23 protein-coding genes, 1 tRNA gene and 1 pseudogene are annotated in these 26447 nt (G+C 40.8%); 8 read left to right on the top strand and 17 right to left on the bottom strand.

Features of this window, described 5'->3' with window-relative positions:
- Window positions 1-85: 85 nt before the first annotated feature.
- From OIZ54_RS09205 to OIZ54_RS09215, 3 genes are all read right to left on the bottom strand, one after another.
- Window positions 86-955: an MYG1 family protein gene (locus tag OIZ54_RS09205; RefSeq protein ID WP_138579189.1), complete on the bottom strand. Its 870-nt coding sequence runs from the start codon at window positions 953-955 to the stop codon at window positions 86-88.
- 268 nt (window positions 956-1223) lie between these two features.
- The gene (locus tag OIZ54_RS09210) at window positions 1224-1694 is read right to left on the bottom strand and encodes a GNAT family N-acetyltransferase (RefSeq protein WP_004588851.1); all 471 of its coding nucleotides are present in this window, start codon (window positions 1692-1694) and stop codon (window positions 1224-1226) included.
- 158 nt (window positions 1695-1852) lie between these two features.
- Window positions 1853-4117 carry an EAL domain-containing protein gene (locus OIZ54_RS09215; RefSeq protein ID WP_264390229.1) on the bottom strand — a complete coding sequence of 755 codons (2265 nt, stop codon included), beginning with the start codon at window positions 4115-4117 and terminating at the stop codon, window positions 1853-1855.
- A gap of 387 nt (window positions 4118-4504) precedes the next feature.
- Between OIZ54_RS09215 and cysZ the strand changes: the two genes are divergently transcribed.
- On the top strand, window positions 4505-5218 hold the full coding sequence (cysZ, locus tag OIZ54_RS09220) for a sulfate transporter CysZ (RefSeq protein WP_171038581.1): 714 nt from the start codon (window positions 4505-4507) through the stop codon (window positions 5216-5218).
- A 49-nt stretch (window positions 5219-5267) separates the two neighbouring features.
- On the opposite strand, the gene OIZ54_RS09225 is transcribed toward cysZ, so the two are convergent.
- The 14 genes and pseudogenes from OIZ54_RS09225 to hemA all read right to left on the bottom strand — a co-directional run bounded on the left by OIZ54_RS09225 (window position 5268) and on the right by hemA (window position 20416).
- On the bottom strand, window positions 5268-5807 hold the full coding sequence (locus OIZ54_RS09225; protein ID WP_264390230.1) for a hypothetical protein: 540 nt from the start codon (window positions 5805-5807) through the stop codon (window positions 5268-5270).
- Window positions 5808-9122 carry a PKD domain-containing protein gene (locus OIZ54_RS09230; RefSeq protein WP_264390231.1) on the bottom strand — a complete coding sequence of 1105 codons (3315 nt, stop codon included), beginning with the start codon at window positions 9120-9122 and terminating at the stop codon, window positions 5808-5810.
- A gap of 17 nt (window positions 9123-9139) precedes the next feature.
- Window positions 9140-10225, bottom strand: a complete 1086-nt coding sequence (rlmM, locus tag OIZ54_RS09235; RefSeq protein ID WP_004588846.1) for a 23S rRNA (cytidine(2498)-2'-O)-methyltransferase RlmM — start codon at window positions 10223-10225, stop codon at window positions 9140-9142.
- A gap of 17 nt (window positions 10226-10242) precedes the next feature.
- The gene (locus OIZ54_RS09240) at window positions 10243-10611 is read right to left on the bottom strand and encodes a DUF423 domain-containing protein (RefSeq protein ID WP_024034182.1); all 369 of its coding nucleotides are present in this window, start codon (window positions 10609-10611) and stop codon (window positions 10243-10245) included.
- On the bottom strand, window positions 10608-11243 hold the full coding sequence (locus OIZ54_RS09245) for an alpha/beta family hydrolase (RefSeq protein WP_264390232.1): 636 nt from the start codon (window positions 11241-11243) through the stop codon (window positions 10608-10610). The genes OIZ54_RS09240 and OIZ54_RS09245 overlap by 4 nt, the downstream gene beginning before the upstream one ends.
- A 2-nt stretch (window positions 11244-11245) precedes the next feature.
- On the bottom strand, window positions 11246-12142 hold the full coding sequence (locus OIZ54_RS09250) for a transcriptional regulator GcvA (RefSeq protein WP_004588843.1): 897 nt from the start codon (window positions 12140-12142) through the stop codon (window positions 11246-11248).
- A 128-nt stretch (window positions 12143-12270) separates the two neighbouring features.
- Entirely contained in the window at window positions 12271-13125 is an 855-nt protein-coding gene (gene kdsA / locus OIZ54_RS09255) for a 3-deoxy-8-phosphooctulonate synthase (protein WP_264390233.1), read from the bottom strand.
- 9 nt (window positions 13126-13134) lie between these two features.
- The gene (locus OIZ54_RS09260) at window positions 13135-14388 is read right to left on the bottom strand and encodes a DUF819 domain-containing protein (protein ID WP_064384855.1); all 1254 of its coding nucleotides are present in this window, start codon (window positions 14386-14388) and stop codon (window positions 13135-13137) included.
- 14 nt (window positions 14389-14402) lie between these two features.
- Window positions 14403-15230 carry a tetratricopeptide repeat protein gene (locus OIZ54_RS09265; protein ID WP_264390234.1) on the bottom strand — a complete coding sequence of 276 codons (828 nt, stop codon included), beginning with the start codon at window positions 15228-15230 and terminating at the stop codon, window positions 14403-14405.
- Between the two features lie 306 nt (window positions 15231-15536).
- Window positions 15537-15911 (bottom strand): SirB2 family protein, encoded by a 375-nt coding sequence (locus tag OIZ54_RS09270; RefSeq protein ID WP_264390235.1) that lies wholly within the window; start codon window positions 15909-15911, stop codon window positions 15537-15539.
- A gap of 314 nt (window positions 15912-16225) precedes the next feature.
- Window positions 16226-17167 (bottom strand): annotated as a pseudogene (locus OIZ54_RS09275) (DUF3369 domain-containing protein); the annotation flags it as partial.
- Window positions 17168-17224: 57 nt separating this feature from the next.
- A complete protein-coding gene (prmC, locus tag OIZ54_RS09280; RefSeq protein ID WP_248534271.1) occupies window positions 17225-18064 on the bottom strand; it encodes a peptide chain release factor N(5)-glutamine methyltransferase in 840 nt (279 codons plus the stop codon).
- A 2-nt stretch (window positions 18065-18066) separates the two neighbouring features.
- On the bottom strand, window positions 18067-19152 hold the full coding sequence (gene prfA / locus OIZ54_RS09285; protein WP_004588836.1) for a peptide chain release factor 1: 1086 nt from the start codon (window positions 19150-19152) through the stop codon (window positions 18067-18069).
- Between the two features lie 7 nt (window positions 19153-19159).
- On the bottom strand, window positions 19160-20416 hold the full coding sequence (gene hemA / locus OIZ54_RS09290) for a glutamyl-tRNA reductase (protein WP_004588835.1): 1257 nt from the start codon (window positions 20414-20416) through the stop codon (window positions 19160-19162).
- Between the two features lie 83 nt (window positions 20417-20499).
- Here hemA and lolB point away from each other — a divergent pair, with 83 nt between their 5' ends.
- From lolB to OIZ54_RS09325, 7 genes are all read left to right on the top strand, one after another.
- Entirely contained in the window at window positions 20500-21087 is a 588-nt protein-coding gene (gene lolB / locus OIZ54_RS09295) for a lipoprotein insertase outer membrane protein LolB (RefSeq protein WP_264390236.1), read from the top strand.
- A gap of 2 nt (window positions 21088-21089) precedes the next feature.
- Window positions 21090-21947, top strand: a complete 858-nt coding sequence (gene ispE, locus OIZ54_RS09300; protein WP_264390237.1) for a 4-(cytidine 5'-diphospho)-2-C-methyl-D-erythritol kinase — start codon at window positions 21090-21092, stop codon at window positions 21945-21947.
- 91 nt (window positions 21948-22038) lie between these two features.
- Entirely contained in the window at window positions 22039-22986 is a 948-nt protein-coding gene (locus OIZ54_RS09305; RefSeq protein ID WP_004588832.1) for a ribose-phosphate pyrophosphokinase, read from the top strand.
- A 151-nt stretch (window positions 22987-23137) separates the two neighbouring features.
- Window positions 23138-23752, top strand: a complete 615-nt coding sequence (locus OIZ54_RS09310) for a 50S ribosomal protein L25/general stress protein Ctc (protein WP_004588831.1) — start codon at window positions 23138-23140, stop codon at window positions 23750-23752.
- An 18-nt stretch (window positions 23753-23770) separates the two neighbouring features.
- A complete protein-coding gene (gene pth, locus OIZ54_RS09315; RefSeq protein WP_024033868.1) occupies window positions 23771-24355 on the top strand; it encodes an aminoacyl-tRNA hydrolase in 585 nt (194 codons plus the stop codon).
- A gap of 33 nt (window positions 24356-24388) precedes the next feature.
- Window positions 24389-25480: a redox-regulated ATPase YchF gene (gene ychF / locus OIZ54_RS09320; protein WP_264390238.1), complete on the top strand. Its 1092-nt coding sequence runs from the start codon at window positions 24389-24391 to the stop codon at window positions 25478-25480.
- 747 nt (window positions 25481-26227) lie between these two features.
- Window positions 26228-26304 (top strand) — tRNA-Met (locus OIZ54_RS09325).
- Window positions 26305-26447 lie beyond the last annotated feature (143 nt).

The following is a 26447-nucleotide window of genomic DNA, read 5'->3' on the forward strand; positions in this document are numbered from 1 at the left end:
AGCTAAGTAACTGCAAACTAGTTACTTAGCTAAAATAGTGCGAATTCTGGGTAAGAAATTTTTACCCATATTTAAGTAAAACAGATTACTCAGCTAGGGCCACGTCGGCCAGCTTCATTGTACTTTCGAACGATTTAGTACCGGCTATAAATAAACCATTGTGGCAAAATACAGCGTCGTCTAAGCCTGTTTCAGCTTGGAACTCTTCATCAGATAAACCAGCCCACGCTTTAGGCAGTGACTTTCTGTCTTCAAACGAGCCGGGCTCTACTGGTACAGTTTGAATAATCCATTGGCCGTTTTGCGAAGGGTAAACCATAAATAAAGCGTCGCTTGATAAATGGTGTACTGTTTTTTTCCACGGTGTGTATTTTTCTAAAATAATCACGCGGGGATCTTTTGCCTCTTTTATTGCTTTTGCAACAATATCTTTGGCGTTAATACTTCCTTTTGCTGAGGCAATAAAACGGGTTAATAGACGCGCTGCAAACTCAACGGCTTCATCAAAGCATTCATCAAAGTTGCCTTCCTCTTCCCATGTTGGATTAAACATAGAAAGCGTTTGGCTAAGCGTTATGCCCTCAACCACACCTTTAACGTAGCCACAATCTATGGCATCAATTGTAGAGACTAAACCAGCGTCAACTCTATCAGCCACCGCTTGGTTATTATCACACAGCGCTAAACCATACTTTTTCCAAATTAAGCCAAATGACGAGTATGGCGTGCCATTTTCGCGCTCGCCTGCGCCGCCGCGTTGGTGATGATCAAAGCGTCCTGTGTCAGGGTTGTATTCACCACCTACATCAACAACAATATCGGCACTTTCTATTACTGCTTTATCGCGGGTTCGTACCAAGTTAAAGGCAGGCAATACATGCTTAAGTACCGCAATACTAAACACGTCATCGGCATGGAAATTACCACTGTGGGTTACTACTGTTAAATCGCTCATTGGTTTTGGGCTACTTTTAAAAAAGATAAAATTCTCACTTATGAAGTGCTAAATAAAGGTTTATACCCGTTTGCTTAATCAAGTAATTTATTTTGAAGCAAAAAAGCTTGTTTATAGCCAGGTTTTGCCTCTTAAAATCATTAAGTATTACTGTGCACAGGTATTAAATATACGTGGCGAATTTTATACGAAGATAGCAGTGAAAAACAGTGAAGTATTTTTTGCGCCTACAGAGTCAGCTATAGGCACACAGTAGTAAATAGCTTATTTATTCTGGCTCAGGGCTCAGGGCAAGCTCCATAAATACACTTTGTGGGTTATCTTGATACGAGCCAAAGCTTGCACAGCGCGCAAAACCTAAATCTTCATATAAACTAATTGATTCGGTTTGCTTTGGGCCTGTTTCTAATCGGATAAGTGGAATTTTTGTTTCGCCGGCGTAATGCAGTAGGTTTTGCATTATGCGTCTTGAAAAACCTCTACCACGGTAACTTGGTTTTACGTATAAACGCCTTATTTCGCCATATAGCGCGCCGTCATTTTGCTTAACAATAGCGCCGCAGGCAATAATGCCATCTTCGTTTTTTAAACCAATTGCGTAAACGTTGTCTTTGCTTAATTCTTCTAATTTGAGAGATTGGGCTGTAGCCACGGGGTATAAGGAGTTTATCAGTCTATCTATATCTGCAAACACATTAACTACATCAGGATCCTTAGGGGTTAATTCGACTAACTGCATCTCTTGTCGTCCATTTTATTATTTTGAATCGTTATAGTGGCTTCATAATATATACTTAATACGCGTGTTCCTAGTGTTGTTTAAACAAAATGTTTTAAGAAGGTAAAAATAGCTTTATTAAAACGTAAGCTTAATTTACAAAAACGACGCACAGCCTGCTAAGCACTTAGGCTTTGCTTTTTTAATTGATGGGCGTGCCACTTAATATAATTACTGGCGTTCATAGGTTTTGCGACTAAATAGCCTTGTATGCAATCTGCATTGAGCAAGTTTAGTAACTCAAATTGCGCCTCTTGCTCTACACCTTCAGCAACAACGGTAATGTCTAAACTTTTGCCTAGGCTTATAATCGTATTAACAATATTAAAGCCTTTGCCTTTATCTAAAATCTTATCGATAAAGCTTTTATCAATTTTTATTTCCTGTACGGGGAAAGCATTTAAATGGGCTAAACAAGAATACCCTGTGCCAAAGTCGTCTATAGAAAACACAAAACCTTGTTCTTGTAGCTCCGTCATTTGCTTTATTGTGCTGTCAATATCGCCCGATAGCATGGTTTCGGTGATCTCAAGTTTAATATGCTGCGGCTTTATGTTGAACTCTTTAATTGTAGAGCATAGCTCACGGGTAAGCTGCGCAGAATTAAACTGTATATGACTAATATTTATAGATACACTAAAGTGCTCATCTATCATGTTTTTTTCATTAAGTTGATTAATAAGGCTGCATATATTGCGAAGCACTATGTTTTGCAGTTTTTGAATAAGACCATATTGCTCTGCAATAGGAACAAACTGATTAGGCGCAATAATCCCTTTATTAGGGCGTATCCACCTTATGAGGGCTTCTGCACCTACTAACTTTCCTTGCATACTAATTTGCGGCTGAAAATACGCACAAAATTCGTTATTTGCGATTGCTCTTACAATATCCGTTTCTAATTCGGCTTGGTTTTCGAGTAAAGTTTGCAGTTTAGGGTCATAAAAGCTGCAGCTATTGCCACCTTTTGCCTTAGAGCGGTACATGGCAGTATCTGCAAATTTTAATATGTTATCGGTGGCTGTGTGCTCTTCGTTAATTAAACAAATACCTATACTGCAACTAACTTGAAATGCCAGCTCTCCTATTGCAAACTTATCATTAAACACGCCTTGTACTTTTTTAGCGACTATTTCGGATTCAATACAGGCTTGGTGGTTATGCTCGCCAATGTATTCGAGTAAAATAATAAATTCATCACCGCCCACTCTAGCTAAAGTATCAGATGATCGTATTACGCCACCTAAGCGTTTTGCTAATTCTATTAATACTTGATCTCCGGCGCCGTGCCCTAATGAATCATTTATTCTTTTGAAGTTATCAACATCTAAAAACAGCAATGCGCCCGTTTTTTTGGTACGTTTAATACGCTCTACACACTTTGCTAGGCTGTCGCTGAGCATTCGTCTATTAGGGAGCCCTGTTAGTGGATCAAAAAACGCAAGCCGTTGAACTTCTTGCTCGGCTTTTTTGCGAAGGGTTACATCTCTTGCCATCCACACTACGTGCTTAAGTTCTGGTTTTTCTGGCTGGTAGTTATTAAGTGCAGCCGCTCTTCCTTCAAAGGTTATGTGGCCTTTGGGCACTGATAAATCGTACTCAAATATTTGCATTTCATTGGTGCGAATGGTTTTTTTAATAATCCCCATGATCATGTCGGCATCTTTAATTGGGAATAAATCTTGTACATTTTGACCAATTAAGTCGGTGGGCGATTCAAGTAATAAGTCACTCGAGGTACCGTAAATATCGGTATAGACGCCCTCTTCGTTCAAAATCAAAATAAGATCGGGCATCACTTGCGTAAATGCTTTAAATTTTTCATTACTTTTTTGCAGGTCTGCCACTAGCTGCCTAGCTTTGAGCGACTCTGCGCTTTTTTCAAGTGCTATGCTAGAAAAGTGTACAAAATAGTCAATGAGTTCTAAATCTTGCTGTGTAGGCGCTTTAGGGGCGCCGTGGTAAATAGCAAAAGTGCCTAATATTTCACTGGTGGTTGAAATAATCGGGGTTGACCAACAAGAATATAAACCGTAGCTGTGCGCTAAATCTTTGTAACCTTCCCACAAGGGCGAAAGGTCAATATTTTGCACAATAACTCGCTCATTTTTATAAGCCGCGGTGCCACAAGCCCCCACATTCGGGCCTATAAACACACCATTAATTGCCTTTAAATATTCATCGTCAATATTTGGGGCAGCACGATGAAATAACTGATTACCTGTTAAAGACAGTATTGAGCATCTTGCAGAGCTGTCTTCAATAACTTGCTCTATAGCTAAACAAATATCTTGTAAAATATCGTCTAAGGCAATGCCTAACGCGATTTTAGATAATATATCCTGCTGGTGAGATAACAATTGTTTTAGTTTTGCAGTATTCATACTTCACCATGCATCTAGGTACTTTTATGTTGCTACGCACTTTAAAAAAGTGCAGTGCATCAACAAATTCCTGCTCTTAGTTCATATATTTAAAATGAGTATAGTTAATAAACTTACAGCGCGAGTTTTATTATTACGATTATGGAAATTGTTTTTTAATAAAATAGGTAAAAAAACAACTTTAGTATGCGTTAAGCCTACATTATTTTGCAACAAAAAATAAACATCCATAACAAAAACAATCCAGCCAACACACTCTAAAACTTTTTAAAAATTTTGCAGGTTTAACACTTTGTTACTTAAAAAGGCTGTTCAAAATTATCAGTCTAATTATACTGCATGCAGATATGAGTCTTTTTTGAGGTTACTGTGCAGATCATACAAGGTATGGAATATTTTTTTTCAGGCTTTAAATTAATTAGCCAAAAAGGCCTTAAGCGCTTTGTGCTTATTCCACTTTTACTTAATATTTTATTGTTTGGTAGTTCATTATTCTTTTTATTTGGTTGGTTAAGCGACAGCTTTAATTATATAAACAACATGTTACCTGAATGGCTAAGCTGGCTTGAGTGGTTAATGTGGCCCCTTGCCGTGCTTGTGGTGCTATTTAGTTACAGCATGCTATTTACGGTAATAACCAACTTCATTGCGGCCCCTTTTAACGGACTACTCAGCGAAAAAGTAGAGCTTTATTTAACGGGTCAAAAAATAAATGACGACGGTTTTGCTGATTTAGTAAAAGACATTCCACGCATGGTAGGCAGAGAGTGGACAAAGCTTTGCTATTACTTACCCCGCGCTATTGGCTTTTTTATTTTGTTGTGGATTTTACCCGTTATTGGACAAGTGTTATGGGTTTTATTTACATGTTGGATGTATGCTGTGCAATACAAAGATTTTGCCTTCGATAACCATAAAGTAGGCTTTAAGCAAATGAAAGACGATTTAAAGTCTAAACAAGGTTTATCTTATGGCTTTGGCTTTGCTGTTATGCTGCTCACTGCAATCCCATTTATTAACCTAATTGTTATGCCCGTTGCTGTGTGTGGCGCTACTCGTTTGTGGGTAGATAATTATCGCTCTAAATACCGAGCGGGCTAAATAACACTACGGCAAATAATAAAAGCACCTTTTGGTGCTTTTATTTTATCTATATCAGCTTAAGTGCAGTGTAGTTTAGTCTTGCGCGCCTTGGCAGTGCTGCATTTTTTTCATCTTGTAAAGTAAACGCTGTGATCACTATCGAGAATAACTGCTTTTTAAAAGTAATGTTAATGACTTCGCCTATTTTAGTTTTATGAGTGTGTTGCTGATTAAACAGTTTAAGTTCACCGTTTGCTAATTGCTCAACATACAAATAGGGGGTGTGCAAAGGCAGTTTTAACCTTATAACATTTAAACTGCTTTGCTCCTGTACTGCAACCCACTCCCCATCTTTATAAAGCGTATTAAAACGCGTTATGCCCTCGGGCTGAAGTACAGAGTCGTTTTTTATTAAACACGTGCTGCACCCGTTTACACGCCTTTGCTGCCAATTTACTGGCTTGTTATTATAATAAAGCGCATCAGTTAGTAACCATTCACTACTATGGCTACTACTGGCTTTATTAATAGCGCCTTGGCTACAGGCAGCAACTAAACAAATAATAGCTCCTTGTAAAAGTGCAGCTTTTATAAATAGGTAGCTCATTTAGCGCTCTTTAATTGCTTTAATTTGATTAATTATAGCCTCGCTTGGCGCTGCTTCTTTTATATAGCTAGGCAATGAAGTAGAAACAGCTTGAACACGCTGCTGTTGATACAGCTTATGGCTCATCGTATTTGCCACACCAAATCGGTTACCTGCACTTTGTGAGTAAAACTGTAAGTTAATCATGCTCCACTCATCGGTATCCGTTAATACAGTAATTTGCGAGTCTTGGTTTGCATCAAAGTTAGTTAATGTATCGCCTAAAATTGCATTACAATTATAATCGACCGCCTCAGAGCCAGGCCTGTTCAATCCTGCGCTTTCATCAATAGCACTTTCATTTATATTTGCAGCGCTGCCGTTTGAATAATCAATGATAAAATCATCCGTTGATCCTGTTTGATTATTAGTATTTGGCACAAGGTCGCAGTTAATGTTGTTGGTATAAAACCGGTCGTAATAACGGTCACCTTCGTTATTACCTATGCTTGCAAGCCCCGTTAATTGATATAGATAATTCATAGAGCTTAAATGATTTGGCTTAAAGTTCACTTCTTCGTCGCCGCCATGAGAAAGCCCTAAATTATGCCCCAACTCATGAAAAATAGTAGACGCTTGGTAATTATTCGTCACATTTTGTGATGTTTGATCATCAACCGATAACCCCCATCCGCCCATAGTCAGCATTAGGTCATTACCATTTATTTCAGCAATGCCCGAACCACTAATGCTGCCATCTTCGTTACCACTGTTTGCCATTAATAAATAATGAAAAATTGGGCGGCGCGTTGTATCGGCATATTCCATTTTATAGGCAAATAAATTAGCGGTACCTTGGTCATATTCAAAGGGCGTGTAACTGTTAAACGGTACGGTTGTACCGCCTCCTAAATCAAAGTTAGCGGTGGAAATACCTGTGCTTTGGTCAAACAAATCGCCTACATCAAAATGCACTGTGTAACCGTTACTTGCAAATACGCTTACTACTTTTTCTAATGCTGTACGCTGTGGCGTAATACCTATATCGGTACTGTCCATATAATCAATTTCTATAAATATATCTTTTTGATTTTCCCGTGCGCCCCATTCGTATAAAGGCAGCCCGCCAAACGTTGCGCCTTCTTGCTCACTGCAATCAGGGATCCCATCTAAATCTGTATCGGTACCACAGCTAATATCATTTTGCCCTGCCGGCGTATTAAACACTGAGTAAACCCAATCACTTGCTTGATTAGTATCTGTTGCATTAAGCGCACGTTTTAAGCTTGACCCTTGTTCGGCCTGCATTTGTGGTGCGTTATCGCCTTGCCATTGCGTGGTACTAACCGGTTGTTGGGTAGAATTACCAAATTTAACAAAGTCGATTGTTTGTGTGGCGGCGCTATTTAATAACTCTGCAAAGCCATTTATATACCAGTATGGGCGTAGCGCATCGCTTTGGTTACCCACCAGCACAATTTTAGGGTTATTAAGTGCCGCACTTGCTAAAAACTCATCACCAAAACGACTTTGCAGTAAAATATAACTGCCGTTTTCTAATACTTTGTTGGGTAATGTAAATACTTGCTCTGCACTCACTGAGCTATCAAGCATATTAATTGCGCGCGTTTTTAATGAATAGTTTTGTAAATTAACAGCCTCTCCTGTGCCGTTATAAATCTCTACCCAGGGCGTATCATTAGTAAATTGCACCGATATGAGTTCGGTTATTTTTAAATCTTGGGTTGAGGTGGTAAATTCACTCACTTGGCCTGCTGTCGCAGCAGTACCAGAAAAATTAACTAATTGGTCATTTACACGCACTTTGTAAAGCGTGTTTTCTGAAAAATCAGCGCTTAAGTTAACGTTTTTAAAATAGTCACTCGTCTCATCAGGCGCACCAGATACGCTCTCTACATTAAGTTCCACACAGCTTGAAAAATCATCACTTGATACCTGAACACTGCCTTCACAGCTCCCCGCAGTACTATTTACAGTTAACGAACTGCTCAGCATCACATCAGAAAACGTAATGCTAATGGGAGTGTCAACCAATACCGGTTTATCTGCTCCATTAGGCGTTATTTCTGTCACCGTTGCAGCGCTGGTATCAATAATTGTCGTATTAAGTAAAAAGTTGGTGCTGTCTTCACCATCACTAGCAGTCAGTGTGTAGCTTTTTGCAGAAATACTATTTACAGGCGGTGTATAGCTAAAACGCAGCGCTTGGGCATCAATAACGCTCACCTGCGCCCCTTCTAGGTCATCTGGAAACGTAATTTGTACCGTATCGCCATCGGCATCATTTACCGTCAAATTAAATTCAGCACTTAAGTTATATTGCACCTCAACGGTTACATCGTCTGCCACAGGTGGATTGTTAGGCGGCACCACAATCACCGTTTTTTGGGCGCTATTAGTTGCATCGTCGTTATCTCTAACGGTGGCTAAAAAGGTAATATTGGTATTTTGAGCAACCGTTGGAGCATTAAACGTAATGCTGGAGTCGGTTTGCGTAAATTCGACCACGGGGCCGTTTGTTTGCTGCCAGCTTAGCTCGCTAATGGTGCCATCGCTGTCCTGCGCTGTGGCTATTATTGTCACTGACTCATTTTGCATTGCCTCGTCAGGCCCAGCTAAGGTAACACTAGGTGCACTATTTAATTGCGTAATAAGTACCGTCGCACTGCTTTGTACAGTGCCCCCGGCATTGTCGGTTACAGTAACACTAAAACCAAGCGTTTCATTTTCACTTACATTTGGGGCGGTAAAGCTTAATTCACCTTCAATTTGGCTAAATTCGATGGAGGAGCCAGCAGATTGTACCCACACTATGGTGCTAATTGTGCCATCTATGTCTTGTGCATTAGCAATTAAACTCACTTGGGTATTAGCCAGTGTACTGCTTGGGCCTGTAATATTAACTGTGGGAGGGGTGTTTTGAACCGTGATAGTCCCAGAAAACACTTGCTCTGTAGTGGCGCCGTCATTATCGGTTACTAGCACCGAAAAACTAAAATCAGTGTCGCTCTCTACACTGGGGGCCGTTACTGTGAGTATGTTGCCATTGGCAGTAAAGGTAAATTCAGGCCCCGATAGCTGCTGCCATTGATAACTAGACACCTGCCCATCGCTATCGCTTGCCTGAGCCGTAATAGTAAAGGTTTGGTTAGCAACAATAACGCTGCTGCTTACATCAACACTCACAGTAGGGGCGGTATTGCCAGTTGAGCCACTATCGGTGGCGTCACTATCGCTGCCACCGCCGCCGCAACCGGCTATTAAAAGTGATAAAAAAAGTAATCCTAGCCATTTATAAACATTATTTAATACCACTTTTATGCCTCTATGATTTAGCTATACAAATTTTGGGGCACCTTAACAACGTTTAAATGAACGGTAATTTCCTCACGATCATGATACAAATGCTTAGCTTGCAACTCATAGGTTATACCGTACTTAGTAAGCTCTTCTTTGATCATCGTTAGGCATTCATAAACACTATCAAAGCGTTTTTTCATAGGCAGCTTTAAATTAAATATCAGCTCTTTAGCGTATGCGTTTACTGCCCAGTCAATCATTAGATTAGTCACTTTGGTTGGTTTTTCCACCATATCGCACACTAACCAGTTAATATTTCTTTTTTCTGGGCGGTATTTAAAGCCATCGGCTCTAAAGTGTTTAACTTGGCCTGTTTCCATCAAACTATCGTTCATTGGGCCATTATCTATTGCGCTAACAAACATGCCTCTGCGTACTAATTGATAGGTCCAACCGCCTGGGCAAGCGCCTAAATCAACCCCTCGCATGCCTGGTTGTACTCGCGCTTCTCGCTCTTTTTCAGGAATAAAAACATTAAAGGCTTCGTCAAGTTTTAACGTTGAGCGGCTCGGTCCGTCACTTGGCATACGTAAACGTAAAATGCCCATAAAAAACGGCGAATTATTATAACTATACGAATACCCTACATACGCGGCATTGTTTGCTAAAAATAGTACATGCATTACCGGGCGGTTTGCCTTTGGCTCACGTAATACCGTGTTTTGTTTTTCGAGTGCTTTTTTTAACGGCGTTGATATTTTTTTACAAAAGGTAAGCAGCTCTTTGCCTTCGTTAGTATCGGGGGTTTCTACGCGCAACTCACTACACAAAGGAAAATCCTTTGCGGCTTCTTTTAATGCAGTGACCCTATCTTCTACCGGCATATTTTCGATTAACGTGCCAGCAAACCACTGGCGCGCAAATACCATATTTTTAAAGTCGACCTTTTTGATTATTTCGTCGCTGTGTTGCGCTTCAAAACATTCATAAATCACGTAGCCGGTATTTGGTTTGGCTTTTACATAGCCGGCAAAACCTTGCTCGGCAGCATGAAACGTTATTTCAGCAGCCGCATCGTTTTCAAAACCACTACGACAATAAATCACAACACTAGACATATTAACCCTTAAACTCTTTAAAACTTAAATCGTGCAACTTGCACTAAAATAACAACCCAACCAATTATAAAACATAACCCACCTAATGGGGTTATTGGGCCTAACCACTTCATGCCGCTTAGGGCTAATAAATATAAACTGCCACTAAAAAGCAGTGTACCGGCAATAAAAAAACCTCCTGCCACGGTTAAATTAATACCCCACTTAATAAGAATCGCCACGGCTATAAGCGCTAAACCATGCACCATTTGATACTCAGCTGCGGTTTTAAATACCCCGAGTGAATACTCAGTTAAACGGCTTTTTAAACCATGCGCGGCAAACGCCCCTAACATAACCGACAGCATGCAAAAAAAGCTGCCCGTGAGTAAAAATAATTTAATCATAATTGCTCCACTCTATTGGCTATAAATTTACCTGCTTCAAGCGCTGCAGTTTCACGATTTTGCAGCTCGCTTACACCACTTTTTTTGCGTGGTTTGAGTGAATGGTCGCCATCGCTAAGCCACACATAACTTGGCTGTTTTGGCATAGAAAGTGTTTTAAGCTCTTCACGGGTGCCAAATGTATCTCGCTCGCCTTGTAAGACTAAAAACGGGCAAGGTATGTCTGCAAAATGATCGGTGCGTAGCTTATCTAGCTTACCGGGCGGATGAAACGGATAGCCAAACGCTAATACACCTACAATCGGTTGTGTAGAGCTACAAGCAAGCATAGATGCCATACGCCCGCCCATCGACTTACCGCCAATAAATAACGGTAAATTAGGTTGCGCATTTGTTAGTACTTGCTCGTAATAAGCTAACAGTTTAGGGGCTCGCTCTGGCGGTCTACGTTTTTGTGTTTGTTTAGCAATTTGCATGTATTCAAAATCAAATAGACCTACATCAATCCCCTGCGCACTAATGAGTTTAGCCATATGCTGCATAAAATCAGATTCTGATCCAGCTCCGGCACCATGCGCAAATATAAACTGTGCAATAGCCGGCTGCGTTGCGCTTTTAAACCATTCAATCATTATTAATACTCTTGTTCTTGTTCAACTAAGCTCAGCATCCAATCTTTAAACGAGACTATTTTACCCAGCTCTGTTTGCGACTCTCTAATCACTAAGTAATACGCGTTTTTACTCTCTAAGCTGTGGCTAAATGGGATCACTAAACGGCCCGCGTCAATATCGGGTTTAGCAAGCACACTATTGCCTATTGCTACGCCTTGGCCATGCACCGCGGCTTGGAGCACCATTGATGAGTGGCTAAATATAGGGCCTTGATTCACTTGTACATTACGTACACCCGCCGTTTTCATCCAGGTTTTCCAATTACGCCGCGTGGTATCATGTAACAAAGTGTGCTGGGCTAAGTCACTCGGTTGATTAAGCGGTTTATGCCCGCTTAATAACAGTGGGCTACATAACGGCACTAAATACTCGGTGTGCAATTTGTAAGTTTGAACTCCACTCCAGTGGCCTCGGCCGTAGTAAATGGCAATATCTACATCATCGGTTAACGAGTTTTCGTCTTGGTCTTGCGCTTTTATACGCACATCTATTTCAGGGTGGAGTTCGTTAAATAAACTTAATCGAGGTACCAACCACTGAATTGCAAAACTCGGGGTTAAACTTACGGTAAGCGAGCCTTTCGCACCGCGAGCAAGTAGCTTTTCGGTGGCATCTATCAGCTGGGTAAAAATCTCTTTAATATCTAAAAAGTAGCCTTGGCCTTCTTCGGTTAATAATAACGAGCGATTTTTACGTAAAAACAATTTTAAGCCTAAATGCTCTTCAAGGGTTTTAATTTGATGACTCACTGCCGCTTGCGTTACATACAGCTCTTCCGCTGCTTTAGTAAAGCTTAAATGGCGTGCCGCGGCTTCAAAAGCTTTAAGTGCGTTTAATGGGGGGACTCGTCTTGACATAGTAACCAAGCTTAGAATTAGTTTTTCTTATGCGTAAGATTATATACAGCATCGTTGTGTGTGTATATTAATGGAATAAAAAAAGCGACCTAAGTCGCTTTTTAACTATTACCTAAATAGGTGTTAAATTATAAATCGCTTGCGCTTGTATCAAGTGGTGCAAAGCTTTTAATTAAATCATCTACCGCTTTCATTTGCGATAAGTACCCTTCAAGCTTGCTAAGTGCCAATGCACATGGGCCATCACACTTTGCTTCATTAGGGTTAGGGTGCGCTTCAATAAATAAGCCCGCAATGCCCAGTGCCATGCCGCTGCGAGCAAGCTCGGCAGCTTGTGCACGGCGCCCATCAGCAGAGTCTGCTCGCCCGCCTGGGCGCTGTAGTGCATGAGTGGCATCAAAAATAACCGGTGCCATGGCTTTCATGTCATCCATACCTAGCATATCAACAACTAAGTTGTTGTAGCCAAAGCTTGAGCCGCGCTCACACAGTGCAACATTGTTGTTACCCGCTTCATTAAATTTAGTAATGATATGACGCATTTCGTGCGGTGCTAAAAACTGTGGTTTTTTCACATTAATAATGGCACCCGTTTTAGCCATAGCTACCACTAAATCGGTTTGGCGTGCTAAAAATGCAGGTAACTGAATTACATCAACCACTTCAGCAACAGGCGCTGCTTGGTGTGGTTCGTGCACGTCGGTTATAAGCGGGATATTAAAGGTATTTTTAATCTCTTCAAATATTTTTAAGCCTTCTTCCATACCTGGGCCGCGGTAAGAATTTATTGATGAGCGATTCGCTTTATCAAACGAGGCTTTAAATACATAAGGAATATTTAATTTAGACGTTACTTCTACATAGTGCTCTGCAATACGCATTGCTAAATCGCGCGACTCTAAAACATTCATACCACCAAATAATACAAATGGTTTGTCGTTTGCCAGCTCAATGTTATTAATATCAATTACTTGGTTGTTCATTTAAATTCCTTAAGGTGCAACTGCTTGCATCATTAATCCACAAATGTAGGCCATATATGTACCTACACCATACCCTAGTACAGCTAATAAAACGCCCACTGGCGCAAGCGAAGGGTGAAACGCAGAAGCCACCACAGGCGCCGACGCAGCGCCGCCAACGTTAGCTTGCGAGCCCACCGCCATATAAAATAACGGGGCTTTTATTAGTTTGGCTACAATCAGCATTAAACTTGCGTGTGTTAGCATCCAAATAGCCCCAATTAAAAATAACCCAGGGTTACTAAATATAGCGGTTACGTTCATATGTAAGCCAATTGATGCCACTAAAATATATAAAAAGCTTGAAGCAACTTTTGATGCGCCAAACGCTTCTATTTGCCTTACTTTAGTAAATGATAAACTAATACCAATCGTGGTTGAAATAACAATTAGCCAAAAGAATTTACTGTTTAAGCTGTACTCTTTAGCCCACGCATAATTGTTTGCAAAAAACGGCCCTAAAAAGTCGGCACAAAAATGAGCAAGCCCCGTTATACCAAATGCTATGGCAATAATGGTCATGTAGTCATTGAGTGTCGGCATGCGGGCATGCTCTGCATGGTATTGCTCAACACGGTTTTTTAAATCTTCTATGGCGGTTGTATCAGCCCCTGTTGCGGCATCAATTTTTTTATGGTTTGCAGCCATTAGTAATAAAACAGCCATCCAAATATTCGCCACAATCACATCAACGGTCACCATAACCGAGAATATATCGCCGCCCACTTCAAACATTTCTTTCATTGAAGCTTGGTTTGCGCCGCCGCCAATCCAGCTGCCGGCAACCGTTGTCATACCACGCCAAACAGCATCTGGGCCGTGGCCGCCTACTAAATCAGGGCTAAATACACTAACCACTAAAATAGATAAAGGCCCACCAATCACAATACCCAGCGTGCCCACTAAAAACATAATTAGCGCTTTGGGGCCTAAATTAATAATCGCTTTTAAATCAATACTAATGGTAAGTAAGATTAAACATGCTGGCAGCAAATAGCGCGAAGCAACATAGTAAACATTTGAACTATGTCCATCTACAATGCCAAACGTATTGAGTAAAGAAGGTAAAAAGTAACACAGCAATAATGCTGGTACATATTTATAAAATGCTTTTAGTTTGGGGTTTTCGCTGCTAGAGGTTTTAAAAATGAACCCTAAAATTACAGCAAGCAAACCTAGTACAACAGCATCATTAGTAATTAATGCAGTGTGAGTATCAGCCATATTTGTTCCTATTCTTAATGGTGTGTTTTATTATTATCTTCAAGTTCTTCTAGTTGATGCTGAATAATCTCGATTGCCGGATCGTCCGGGCACTCATCAATAAAAAACTGTAAATCATCGCGTGCCATTTTAGGACAATCTAACTGATTGAGTAAGTAACCTCTGTCGCGTCTCTCGTACGGATCATCGCCTAATAGCTCCATTAGCAACTCAACACATACCAGCGCGTGGCCAAATTTATTTTCGCTAATAAACGACCATTTTTGCTGCGCTAAAAACAATTTATAAACTTCATCGTTATAAATAAGCTCAAGTGGCTCTTGCTCTTGGCCATTTTCTTCATCCACATTTTCAGGAATGATGTACCAGCTTTGTTGCCCACTGCTAGGCTCAATAATGTAGCCCTCTTCATCACTTATTGCGACATGCACACTAATATCGCCCTGGTTAATACACACACTGGCATCTAATTGCGCTTGCTCAAGCAAATGGCTCAATAAAATACCTAATGTGGTTATAGAGCCGCTGCGCATAGTGAGTGTATAGCTTAAGCTATTTATTTTATGCTCCGGCACCTTTAGCCCAGAGGCGCTAAATAGCCATTTGCTATAAAAAATATCAAGAAGGGCTTCTAATCTATCGTGTGGGTCTTTTTGCTTTGCGCACATAGCAGTGATCTGCTGCTCAAAGTCAGTTAATACAGAAAAAGTTGGCGCTAAATCTATTTGAGGGTCCCATTTCGACTCTGCATTAATACACCGATAAAGTGGCGGTGGAGTAAATTCATCATATGCATCATCTAAATAAGATTCGTCGTGTTCGTCATACCCGAGGGTGGTCATCAATACTACAACATTTATTAAAAAACGAAGGCGTAGTTTACCTAATTTTACGGATAGTTACCAATACAGCGAAGCTCCCACCCGTAATTATACCCCAGAGGGTTACTTTATAGTAAAAGGAGTGGCCAGCCTGGCTGAAAAATGGTGAAGGCTATAAAGCGTGCAGAGGTGTATTAACTGTATTAACTGTTACGTAATTTCCTTAGGGGTTTAAGCTCCTTACGTATAAGTCCCTTGCCTTTAAGTATCGTGCGTGTTTAAAAAGTATATACACGCACCGACACTTAACTTGCAACAAAGTAGGTATTATAAAAGTAGCGGCGATTTTGCCGTTGCCAAATACCCTATCGCTAAAATCACAAGCGTGTTAACTACCACATACATAATTTTTGGCAGCGTATTAGTTTGTTTAGCACTAATAATACCTATCGCAATATAAATCACTACAAGCACTATTTTTTCTAATAACCATAGTTGCTCAAAGGGGTTTATTGTTGCCATGAACACCAATGTTATTGCAGAAATAAGTAATAAAGTGTCAATGCTGTGACTGCCAATAAAAACCAGTTTATTTTTGGCAAGCTTGCCACTGCCCATACGCGAAAAAGAGCGGATGTAAAATAAGATAACGCTTAGCATAGCAATTGCCATGTGTGAGTGTTTTACTGCTAAATAATCCATAAGCCTCAGTACTTTTTGTTTTGTTAAAATTAGTTAAGTGCGTTTAATACCAACCCGCTTAATTAAGTGATCTATTTTGAGGATGGAAAAACGTGTTAATAGCTAGGCAAAAAATTTGCTATTTAGTTGTTCTAAATGAGAATTTTTTAACGCTGATAGCAACACGTTTAGCCCCCTCAAAATGATTAAGTATTATTGCTGCTTGGTATAATACCAAGTACTACGCACTGCTTTGGCTATTATGCCTCACAAACTAAAAAGCACATAGTCGCAAGGCTATGTGCTTTTTAAATTTATAGTAACGATTAACGTTGTTGTCGTTGCACGTTCTCAAATGCTAGTTGTACATTTTGCGAAAAAATCTCAATTAAATTACGTTGCGTATCGGTTATATTTTTAGGGATCCCCGATATAAATAACATCGAATTGTGATTGTACTCGCTACTACAATAAGCAAATAAATAGTTATCTTTATAAATTATGCTTTTATCTTTAAGTGCTTGATGACACGCCTCTAGTTGCTCGTTTTGCAGCACCGCATCTAACTCTTTGCCTTCGCTTTGCTCAAACTCACCGGTACCAGAGCGCACAATTAGCTTATCGTTACTATTTTCTTGCGTATTTTGCGCCACTAACGTAGTGGCATACACCGCTTGATCAGCAATGCCTAATAACGAGGTAAGTTGCTGCATCACCCCTTCAATAAACTGCTCTATTGAACGTGTGGCAAATATATCGCGCGAGGCAACAATAATTTTTTCAAGCCCTTCGCGAGATTGTTCTATAGAAATAATATCGCGATACGAGCGTAAGCTCGACATAATCACAGTAAACAGCTTTTGCGCTGTCAGCTCTGTTTTCGATTTATAGTCGTTAATATCGTAATTAATAATGACTTGGCGCTCAGGCGCCTGCCCAGGCTGACCGGTTCTTAAAATAATGCGAATATGATTATTATTAGCTTCTTCGCGAATAAATTTAGCAACCTGTAACCCGGCGTCATCTGTTTCCATTACCACATCTAGCAGTACAATAGCGGCATCTGGGTGCGCATTTATTAATTCTTTTGCTTCAGCGCCCGAGTATGCGCTTAAAAATTCTAAACGTTTGTTCTGAAATTCAAAATCACTCAACGCAAGCTTTGTAACAGCATGAACTTCAGGTTCGTCATCAACGATTAATACTTTCCAAGTGCCAAGCTCTACTTCACTTTCTAACTCATCTGGCTCATCTGAAAATAAAAAATCACCCATCATATTAAAGGTTCCTTAATGCATTTATAGAACACACAATCATGGCTGTTTATTATCAAATTAAGGCCACTGTGCGAGCGTTACACGATCGTTATTTCCCAAGTCTTTTACTGTTTTAATATTTATATACGCCATTTGCTTAAACAAATGCCGAACAGCTTCACCCTGTTCAAAACCATGTTCTATTAAAAGATAGCCACTAGGGAGCAAATAGTCACGTGATTGTGTAATTATTTGTTTTATATCAGCCATTCCTGCCTCATCGGCCACTAACGCAGAAAGAGGTTCAAAGCGCACATCCCCTTCTTTTAAATGTTTATCGTCGTGTTCAATGTACGGGGGGTTGGTCACAATTAAATTAAACTGCTCATTTTTCAGCGCGCTAAACCAGTTACTTTGCTTAACTTGCACATTATTAATGGCTAAACGCTGCTGATTCCGAGTCGCTAAGGCCACCGCATCTGCTACTTTGTCGACTGCTGTAATTTGCCATGTTGGCATTTCACTACCAAGTGCAAGTGCAATAGCGCCGGTGCCAGTGCCTAAATCAAGCACTTTTGCTTGCTCAGGCACGGTAAGTGCTAAAGCTTGCTCAACGAGTGTTTCGGTATCAGGTCTAGGAATAAGCGTCGTGGCATTCACCTCGAGCGCTAAGCTCCAAAATTCGCGCTGGCCAATAATATGCGCTACGGGTTCACCATTTAAACGCCGTTCACAAAATTCATCATATTGGCGCTGTTCGTCGCTGCTAAGTAGGTTATCTGGCCAGGTAAATAAGTAACTGCGGGGTTTTTGAAGAATATGTAACAGCAGTACTTGTGCGTCTAATTTAGCGCTGTCGCTAGTTGGTGCAAGTTTAGTTGCACCAACCGCTATTGCCTGCTCAAGCGTGTGGCTCACAATTACTCATCGCCCATTGCGGCAAGTAAATCAGCTTGATGCTCTTGCATTAATGGATCGATAATTGCGCCTAAATCACCAGTTACCACTTCGTTTAAGCGATAAAGCGTTAAATTAATACGGTGATCGGTAATACGCCCTTGCGGGTAGTTGTAAGTACGAATACGCTCAGAGCGATCGCCACTGCCCACTAGGTTACGACGCTCAGAGGCCTCAGCCGCATGACGTTTTTCATCTTCGGCTTGCTGTAAACGCGCGGCAAGTACCGACATCGCTTTAGCACGGTTTTTATGTTGCGAACGCTCATCCTGACACTCAACCACAACACCCGTTGGAATATGAGTAATACGAATTGCCGAGTCGGTTTTATTTACGTGCTGACCACCGGCGCCAGAGGCTCTAAAGGTATCTACTTTTATATCGGCGGTGTTTATTTCAATGGCTTCAGCTTCAGGAATTTCGGCCATTACTGCGACCGTACACGCAGAGGTATGTACACGCCCTTGCGACTCAGTCTCTGGTACACGTTGTACACGGTGAGCGCCCGATTCAAACTTAAGCTTACCGTACACACCTTCACCGCTAATGTTTGCTATAACTTCTTTGTAGCCGCCGTGTTCACCTTCGTTGGTGCTCACCACTTCAACTTTCCATTTTTGTGTTTCGGCGTAACGGCTGTACATTCTAAATAAATCGCCTGCAAAAATAGCCGCTTCGTCACCACCGGTACCCGCACGTACTTCTAAAAATACATTGTTGTTATCTTTAGGATCTTTAGGAAGCATAAGCACTTGTAGCTCATCTTCTAATGATAAAATTTGCGCTTTAGCTTCTTTATATTCTTCTTGCGCCATTTCACGCATATCTGGGTCTGAATCTTTTAACATTTCTTCAGCAGTCGCTACATCGTCTTGCGCTTGTTGGTATGCTAAAAATGTTTTTACAATTTCTTCAAGCTCAGAGTATTCTTTTGAAAGAGCACGAAAGCGGTTTTGATCACTAATGACCGACGGATCGCTCAGTAGCGCTTGTACTTCTTCGTAGCGCTCTACTAAGGTTTCTAATTTACGATATACAGACTCTTTCATTTAACTGTTATTCCTGATCAATACCTAACATTTTTTTCAACTGAGTTAGTTGTGCCACTTCACCTTTTTTAGCCGCATCTTGAATTGCACGGGTAGGCGCGTGCATTAAGCGGTTGGTTAATTTATTGGCCAACTCTAATATAATTTTTTCTGCGTCTTTACCTGTATTTAGCTGGCTAACCGCCCGCTCAACAAGTTCTGACTTAATGGTTTGTACGTCGTTTCGGTAGTGGCGAATTAAATCAACCGAATCGAGAGAGCGAACCCACATTTCAAATTCTTTTACGCGCTCGCTTATTATTAATTGTGCTTGTTCTGCCGCCTGTTCACGCGCGGCCATATTCTCGCTTACAATGGCTTGTAAGTCATCAACGGAATATAAATAGGCTGCGTCAAGCTCGCCTACTTGGCTTTCTATATCGCGCGGTACGGCAATATCAATAAACAGCATAGGTTTATGGCGGCGCTGTTTTAGTGCTTGCTCCACCACCCCTTTACCTATTATTGGTAACGTACTGGCGGTTGAGCTAATAACAATATCGGCTTTGTGTAAACGCTCAGGTAGTTGTGCCAGCGCTATCACATCGGCCGACACTTCCTGCGCTAAACCGCGTGCACGCTCAATGGTTCTATTGGCAACCGTAATTTGTTGCGGCTCATTTTGATATAAATGTTTAGCTACAAGCTCTATTGTTTCGCCGGCACCAATTAATAACACATTGGTTTTATCAAGCTTGCCATAAATATGTTTTGCTAAATTAACCGCAGCAAACGCCACTGACACAGCACTGGCACCAATATCGGTGTCGGTACGGACCTGCTTAGCTACCGAAAAGGTTTTTTGAAACAACCTGTCAAACTTAACGCCTACAGCATCGTGTGTTTTGGCGCTATGATAAGCTTGCTTAATTTGCCCTAAAATTTGCGGCTCGCCCAATACCAATGAATCTAAGCCGCACGCAACACGCATTAAATGATTAATGGCTGCATCACCTTGGTGGCAATATATATTTTTGCTCAGTTCGTGTTCATCCAAACCATGGAAACTGGCAAGCCAGGCTAGCAGTGCTTGGGAATTTGACTGCTCAAGGCTACAATAGATTTCGGTACGGTTACAGGTAGATACAATAACGGCTTCGTTAAAGTCGGCATGACCGCTTAATTGCTGGAGCGCCTCAGACATTTGCTCAGGCGAAAAAGCCACTTTTTCACGTAATTCTACGGATGCGGTTTTGTGATTTATACCAAGTGCTATGATGGTCATATTTGCCAAATATTGCTGCGCCCTACTTTAAAGGCGGCAATTTTACCAAAAATCAGCGGAATATGGAAAGTAAGGAACAACATTTGATTAGACATTATTTAATTTTATTCACTCTTTTTTTGTTTTTAGCGGGCTGCGCCCACCAAATTGATACAAAAACAACGCTTTACGATGATTGGAAACCACGCTTAGCAGCGCAAAAAACCTGGCAAGCACAAGGTAAATTAGCGTTTATAAGCCCTGATGAGCGCCAATCTGCAAACTTAAATTGGCAACAAGACGAAAAACAAAACAACTTAGTGCTCACTACGTTTATTGGTACTCGTATATTGTCGCTTAAACAAACCCGCACAGGTGCGGTACTTGATTACGACGATAAAACATACACAGACACTAACGCCGCGTTATTATTAAAACGCTTAACCGGTTTTGACCTGCCAGTTGATAACGCCGATAACTGGTTAAAAGGCACGGTAACGTCGCAAACATTAAAAGTAGACGAACTTGGCCGTGCACAACAAGTTATTTGGTACGATAACAGCAATAAAAAGTGGCAAATAACGTATTCAAACTATAAACAGCAAGGTGGCTTTTGGGTTCCTGGCAATGTCACGCTAAAACATCAGCAAATTAAAATCAAAATTCAACTCTACAATTGGCAATTTAATTAAGTATGAATACTAAAACAGCTTTTTCGGTCATTGCACCGGCAAAACTTAACTTATTTTTACACATCAATGCGCGCCGTGATGACGGTTATCACGAACTAGAAACCTTATTTACCTTTTTAAATTTTGGCGACACACTCGACTTTTCAGTTAACGAAGCGCCCACTATTTTAATAACGGGTGATACGAAAGGCATAGCAGATTGCGATAATCTCATCTATAAAGCCGCGTTATTGCTTAAAAATCACTGTGGCATTTCATCAGGTGTAAAAATAAATCTCACTAAACGTTTACCTATGGGTGGCGGTGTAGGAGGCGGTTCATCTGATGCAGCCACCACGTTACTTGCACTTAATAAAATGTGGAATACACAACTAAATATTGATGAATTAGCAAACTTAGGCCTGCAATTAGGCGCCGACGTGCCGGTATTTATTCGTGGTAAAAGCGCCATAGCACACGGTATTGGCGAACAATTGGTTGACGTAGAGCTTGAACAAAAATGGTATTGCGTTGTGCACCCTAATCAGCATGTCAGTACCGCTAAAATATTCACTCACCCAGATTTAAAACGCGATACACCAAAAATTTCAGGTGATTGGCGAACCCATAAATTAACCAACGATTGTGAGCCTTTAGTTAAAAAGCTCTGCCCCGAGGTTGAAAAAACCCTGCAGTGGTTGCTAAAATACGCCCCGTCGAAGATGACCGGAACAGGTTCATGTTGTTTTGTCGAATTTGCTAGCCAAGTTCAAGCACAAGATGTACTTGATAACCTCCCCCATACTTGGCAGGGTTTTGCTGCTTCTAGCGCAAATGTCTCACCTGCTCATACGGAGCTTGCCGCCATATTCGATCAATGAAGTAACGTACAAGTAATCATAAGTTAACGCGTAGTGGGTTTTACCTATTTTACCCGTTAGTCCAAAAATTCAGTGCCTGAGGAACCCTACCGTGCCTGACATGAAGCTCTTCGCTGGTAACGCAACACCTGAGTTAGCTCAAAAAGTTGCAAAACGTTTGTATATTGAATTAGGCGATGCTGTTGTTGGCCGTTTTAGCGACGGTGAGATCAGTGTTCAAATAAATGAAAATGTTCGTGGCTCGGATGTTTTTATCTTGCAATCAACCTGTGCCCCTACTAACGATAACCTAATGGAACTTATCGTTATGGTTGATGCTCTACGTCGTGCATCAGCAGGTCGTATTACTGCCGTCATTCCTTATTTTGGTTATGCACGTCAAGACCGTCGAGTACGTTCTGCGCGCGTTCCAATTACCGCTAAAGTTGTTGCCGATTTCTTATCAAGTGTAGGTGTTGACCGCGTTCTTACGGTTGATTTACACGCTGAGCAAATACAAGGTTTCTTTGACGTACCAGTAGATAACGTATTTGGTAGCCCTGTATTACTTGAAGATATGGAAGAGCGTGAGTTTGAAGACGTTGTTGTAGTATCGCCAGATATTGGTGGTGTAGTACGTGCCCGTGCTATTGCAAAACTACTTCACGACACAGACCTTGCTATTATTGATAAACGTCGCCCTCAAGCAAACGTTTCTCAAGTAATGCATATTATTGGTGATGTTGAAGGCCGCGACTGTATTATCGTAGATGATATGATTGATACCGGTGGTACTTTATGTAAAGCCGCAGAAGCACTTAAAGAACACGGTGCTAAACGCGTATTTGCCTATGCAACGCACCCTATTTTATCTGGCAAAGCTGCAGAGAACATTCGTAACTCAGTAATTGATGAAGTAATTGTAACTGACTCAATTCCGTTATCTGATGAATTAAAAGCGCTTGATAAAGTAAAAGTACTGACTCTTGCTGACATGTTAGCCGAAACAATTCGTCGCATCAGCAATGAAGAATCTATTTCAGCGATGTTTGAACACTAAAATCACACATTCGTTGGAACATATAAGCGCCTTTTGGCGCTTTTTTTGTATGTGTTGTTTATTTTATCGGGGGGCGGTGTTATGATAGCGCGCCTTTTGGGTAGGGACCTTGGTCGCAAAGGCCCTAACACTTTTAATTATTGGAGACATTATGTCTAACGAAACTTATACTTACAACGCTGAACTTCGCGTAGAAACTGGTACTGGTGCGAGCCGCCGCCTACGTCGCGAAGACAAAGTACCTGCTATCCTTTACGGTGCAGATAAAGAAGCGGTATCGCTTACTCTTGCTCATAAAGACATGATCAAAGCACAAGAAAGCGAAGGTTTTTACACGCACATTCTTACGCTAAATGTTGGCGGCGAGTCTGTTGAAGCTATCTTAAAAGATATTCAACGTCACCCATTCAAGCCAAAAATCACTCACCTTGATTTCCAACGTGTAGATGCAACTCACAAATTAGTAACTAAAGTTCCTCTTCACTTCATCGGTGAAGAAGCAGTTACTAAAGCTGGCGCAACTGTTGTTCACCAGTTAACTGAAGTTGAGATTTCTTGTCTTCCTAAAGCACTTCCAGAATTCGTTGAAGTTAACGTTTCTAATTTAGTAGTTGGTGATTCAGTTCACATTTCTGACCTTGAACTTCCTTCAGGTGTTCAGTCTGTTGAACTAGGTAAAGGCGAAGGCCACGACCTGTCAGTAGTTACAATCAAAGCTAACAAAGCAGCTCCTACTGAAGAAGAAGCTTCAGACGCTGCTGAATAATATTTAAGGTCTTGCACCTTGAATTCTATTCAAATGCTTGTGGGCCTGGCTAATCCAGGCCCCGAATACGCAAACACACGCCACAATGCAGGTGCTTGGTTCATTGAAGAACTCGCAGCACGCTACAACTGCACGCTCAAACACGATCCTAAATATCACGGCCTAACTGGCAAAGTGATCATCCAAGGCCAAGAATTCAAATTATTGATCCCCACCACCTACATGAACTTAAGTGGTAAAGCGGTCGGTAGTTTAGCCAATTTTTTCAAAATCCCCGTGGAAAACATACTTGTTGCCCATGACGAAATGGATTTAGACCCAGGCGTTGCCAAACTTAAAAAAGGTGGCGGTCATGGCGGTCATAATGGCTTAAAAGACATTATTGCAAAAATGGCAAACCAAAAAGATTTTATGCGTTTACGCATAGGTATCGGTCATCCAGGGCATCGTGAAATGGTTACCGGTTGGGTGCTTGGAAAAGCAGCCAAAGAAGACCAAGAAAAAATGGATGCAGCGGTTGATGAAGCAGTTCGTTGTATGGAAATACTTGCAAAAGATGGTGTGTTAAAAGCACAAAACAGACTACATTCTTTTAAACCATAATCGTTTAAACGAATCTTAACAAGGTATCTTACTATGGGTTTTAAATGTGGCATCGTTGGCTTGCCTAATGTTGGTAAATCAACGCTTTTTAATGCACTAACTAAAGCGGGTATTGAAGCCGCTAACTTTCCTTTTTGTACCATCGAACCTAACACAGGTGTAGTACCGGTACCCGATGCTCGCTTAGACGAGCTAGCAAAAATTGTAAATCCTCAACGTATTCTACCTACCAGTATGGAATTTGTTGATATTGCTGGTTTAGTAAAAGGCGCATCAAAAGGTGAAGGTTTAGGAAACCAATTTTTAGCAAACATTCGTGAAACGGATGCAATTGGCCATGTAGTTCGCTGTTTTGAAGACGAAAACGTAATTCACGTTGCAGGTACTATTGACCCTGCTGACGATATTGACGTTATCAATACCGAATTAGTACTTGCCGATATGGACAGCGCTGATAAAGCAATTTTCCGTAACGCTAAAAAAGCGAAAGGCGGCGATAAAGACGCTAAAGAGCAAAATGCAGTACTTGAAAAAGTAAAAGTACACTTAGACGAAGGGTTAACACTTCGCTCTTTAGAGCTTACTAAAGAAGAAAAAGCAGCTATTAGCTCAATAAACTTCTTAACTATTAAGCCAACTATGTACATTGCTAACGTAGCAGAAGATGGCTTTGAAAATAACCCACACCTTGACCGTGTACGTGCTATTGCAGAGTCTGAAGATGCTGTAGTAATTCCGGTGTGTGCTGCAATCGAATCTGAGCTTTCTGAACTAGATGAAGAAGACAAGCTTGAATTTATGGCAGACCTAGGTTTAGAAGAACCAGGCCTAAACCGTGTTATTCGCGGTGGTTACGAGCTATTACATTTACAAACCTACTTCACTGCAGGTGTAAAAGAAGTACGCGCGTGGACTATTCCAGTAGGTGCAACTGCGCCGCAAGCGGCTGGTAAAATTCACACCGACTTTGAACGTGGCTTTATTCGCGCACAAACCATTGCTTATGACGACTACATTGCCTTTAATGGCGAAGGTGGCGCTAAAGAAGCCGGTAAAATGCGTCAAGAAGGTAAAGAGTACATTGTTAAAGATGGCGATGTAATGAACTTCTTGTTCAACGTATAATTACGCCTAAACAATCTGTTTATAAAAGCCCGCTTAATGCGGGTTTTTTTATGCCTTTATCTAAATAAGTTTTATCCCAAAAGACAAATGGCCTTAATTACTTTTGGCTTTTTATAGCAATTAGCATAATTAAGTGATTTATTTTGTTGATGGAAAAACCTGTTGATAGCTAGGAAAATTCGCTATTTAGTTGTTCTGAATGAGAATTTTTTAACACAGATAGCGACACGTTTAGTCCCACAAAATGATATAAGTATTATTACGGATTGGTATGATACTAACGAGCTAAGCTAAATACTTTATTTAACGTAAGAAATACGCATCAGTAATAAGCAAATTGCCCTACCAACTGCCTCCACGCGGTGATTAATATGTAATTTTTAACGCAACTAGCGCACGTTATGGCGACTTAAAATGATTACATAGCCTGGTTGTTAAGTATCATAACTTCATTCAATAGCTAAAATACTCAATAAACTCGGTTTTAATACAACTTGATCGCAAAGCGACTGCTGAAATACTCAGCAGTTTTTATATTAACGGTTTTAAGTTGTTATTACTTAGTGTACTTTGACAGTTGATTTACAGTTAAAAAAACAGCAAATTTATTAAAATTTAGCCTCTTAGCTTAATTTTCCTGCAAACAAACCCTGTTAAGTGTTTTTTTGCAAAAAAGGTGTTGACGGATTTGGGTCATATCAGCATAATACGCCCCGCACTCAGCGATGAAGTGATAACAAAAGAGATGGCTAAGTAGCTCAGCTGGTTAGAGCACATCACTCATAATGATGGGGTCACAGGTTCAAATCCCGTCTTAGCCACCATTTTTCTTTTGTTGCTCAATGAAGAGTTTAAAATAACTACCTTCCTTTGATTATTCAAAGTGAAAATGCGGGAGTGGCGGAATTGGTAGACGCGCTGGATTTAGGTTCCAGTATCTTAGGATGTGAGAGTTCAAGTCTCTCCG

The sequence above is a fragment of the Pseudoalteromonas sp. A3 genome (assembly GCF_025942345.1).
In the GTDB taxonomy this organism is placed as follows: Bacteria; Pseudomonadota; Gammaproteobacteria; order Enterobacterales; family Alteromonadaceae; genus Pseudoalteromonas; species Pseudoalteromonas atlantica.

Excerpts from the sequence above, each read along its gene's own strand:
- OIZ54_RS09205 (WP_138579189.1), bottom strand. The coding sequence starts at position 955 with ATGAGCGATTTAACAGTAGTAACCCACAGTGGTAATTTCCATGCCGAT.
- OIZ54_RS09210 (WP_004588851.1), bottom strand. The coding sequence starts at position 1,694 with ATGCAGTTAGTCGAATTAACCCCTAAGGATCCTGATGTAGTTAATGTG.
- OIZ54_RS09215 (WP_264390229.1), bottom strand. The coding sequence starts at position 4,117 with ATGAATACTGCAAAACTAAAACAATTGTTATCTCACCAGCAGGATATA.
- cysZ (WP_171038581.1), top strand. The coding sequence starts at position 4,505 with ATGGAATATTTTTTTTCAGGCTTTAAATTAATTAGCCAAAAAGGCCTT.
- OIZ54_RS09225 (WP_264390230.1), bottom strand. The coding sequence starts at position 5,807 with ATGAGCTACCTATTTATAAAAGCTGCACTTTTACAAGGAGCTATTATT.
- rlmM (WP_004588846.1), bottom strand. The coding sequence starts at position 10,225 with ATGTCTAGTGTTGTGATTTATTGTCGTAGTGGTTTTGAAAACGATGCG.
- OIZ54_RS09240 (WP_024034182.1), bottom strand. The coding sequence starts at position 10,611 with ATGATTAAATTATTTTTACTCACGGGCAGCTTTTTTTGCATGCTGTCG.
- OIZ54_RS09245 (WP_264390232.1), bottom strand. The coding sequence starts at position 11,243 with ATGATTGAATGGTTTAAAAGCGCAACGCAGCCGGCTATTGCACAGTTT.
- OIZ54_RS09250 (WP_004588843.1), bottom strand. The coding sequence starts at position 12,142 with ATGTCAAGACGAGTCCCCCCATTAAACGCACTTAAAGCTTTTGAAGCC.
- kdsA (WP_264390233.1), bottom strand. The coding sequence starts at position 13,125 with ATGAACAACCAAGTAATTGATATTAATAACATTGAGCTGGCAAACGAC.
- OIZ54_RS09260 (WP_064384855.1), bottom strand. The coding sequence starts at position 14,388 with ATGGCTGATACTCACACTGCATTAATTACTAATGATGCTGTTGTACTA.
- OIZ54_RS09265 (WP_264390234.1), bottom strand. The coding sequence starts at position 15,230 with ATGACCACCCTCGGGTATGACGAACACGACGAATCTTATTTAGATGAT.
- OIZ54_RS09270 (WP_264390235.1), bottom strand. The coding sequence starts at position 15,911 with ATGGATTATTTAGCAGTAAAACACTCACACATGGCAATTGCTATGCTA.
- prfA (WP_004588836.1), bottom strand. The coding sequence starts at position 19,152 with ATGAAAGAGTCTGTATATCGTAAATTAGAAACCTTAGTAGAGCGCTAC.
- hemA (WP_004588835.1), bottom strand. The coding sequence starts at position 20,416 with ATGACCATCATAGCACTTGGTATAAATCACAAAACCGCATCCGTAGAA.
- ispE (WP_264390237.1), top strand. The coding sequence starts at position 21,090 with ATGAATACTAAAACAGCTTTTTCGGTCATTGCACCGGCAAAACTTAAC.
- OIZ54_RS09310 (WP_004588831.1), top strand. The coding sequence starts at position 23,138 with ATGTCTAACGAAACTTATACTTACAACGCTGAACTTCGCGTAGAAACT.
- ychF (WP_264390238.1), top strand. The coding sequence starts at position 24,389 with ATGGGTTTTAAATGTGGCATCGTTGGCTTGCCTAATGTTGGTAAATCA.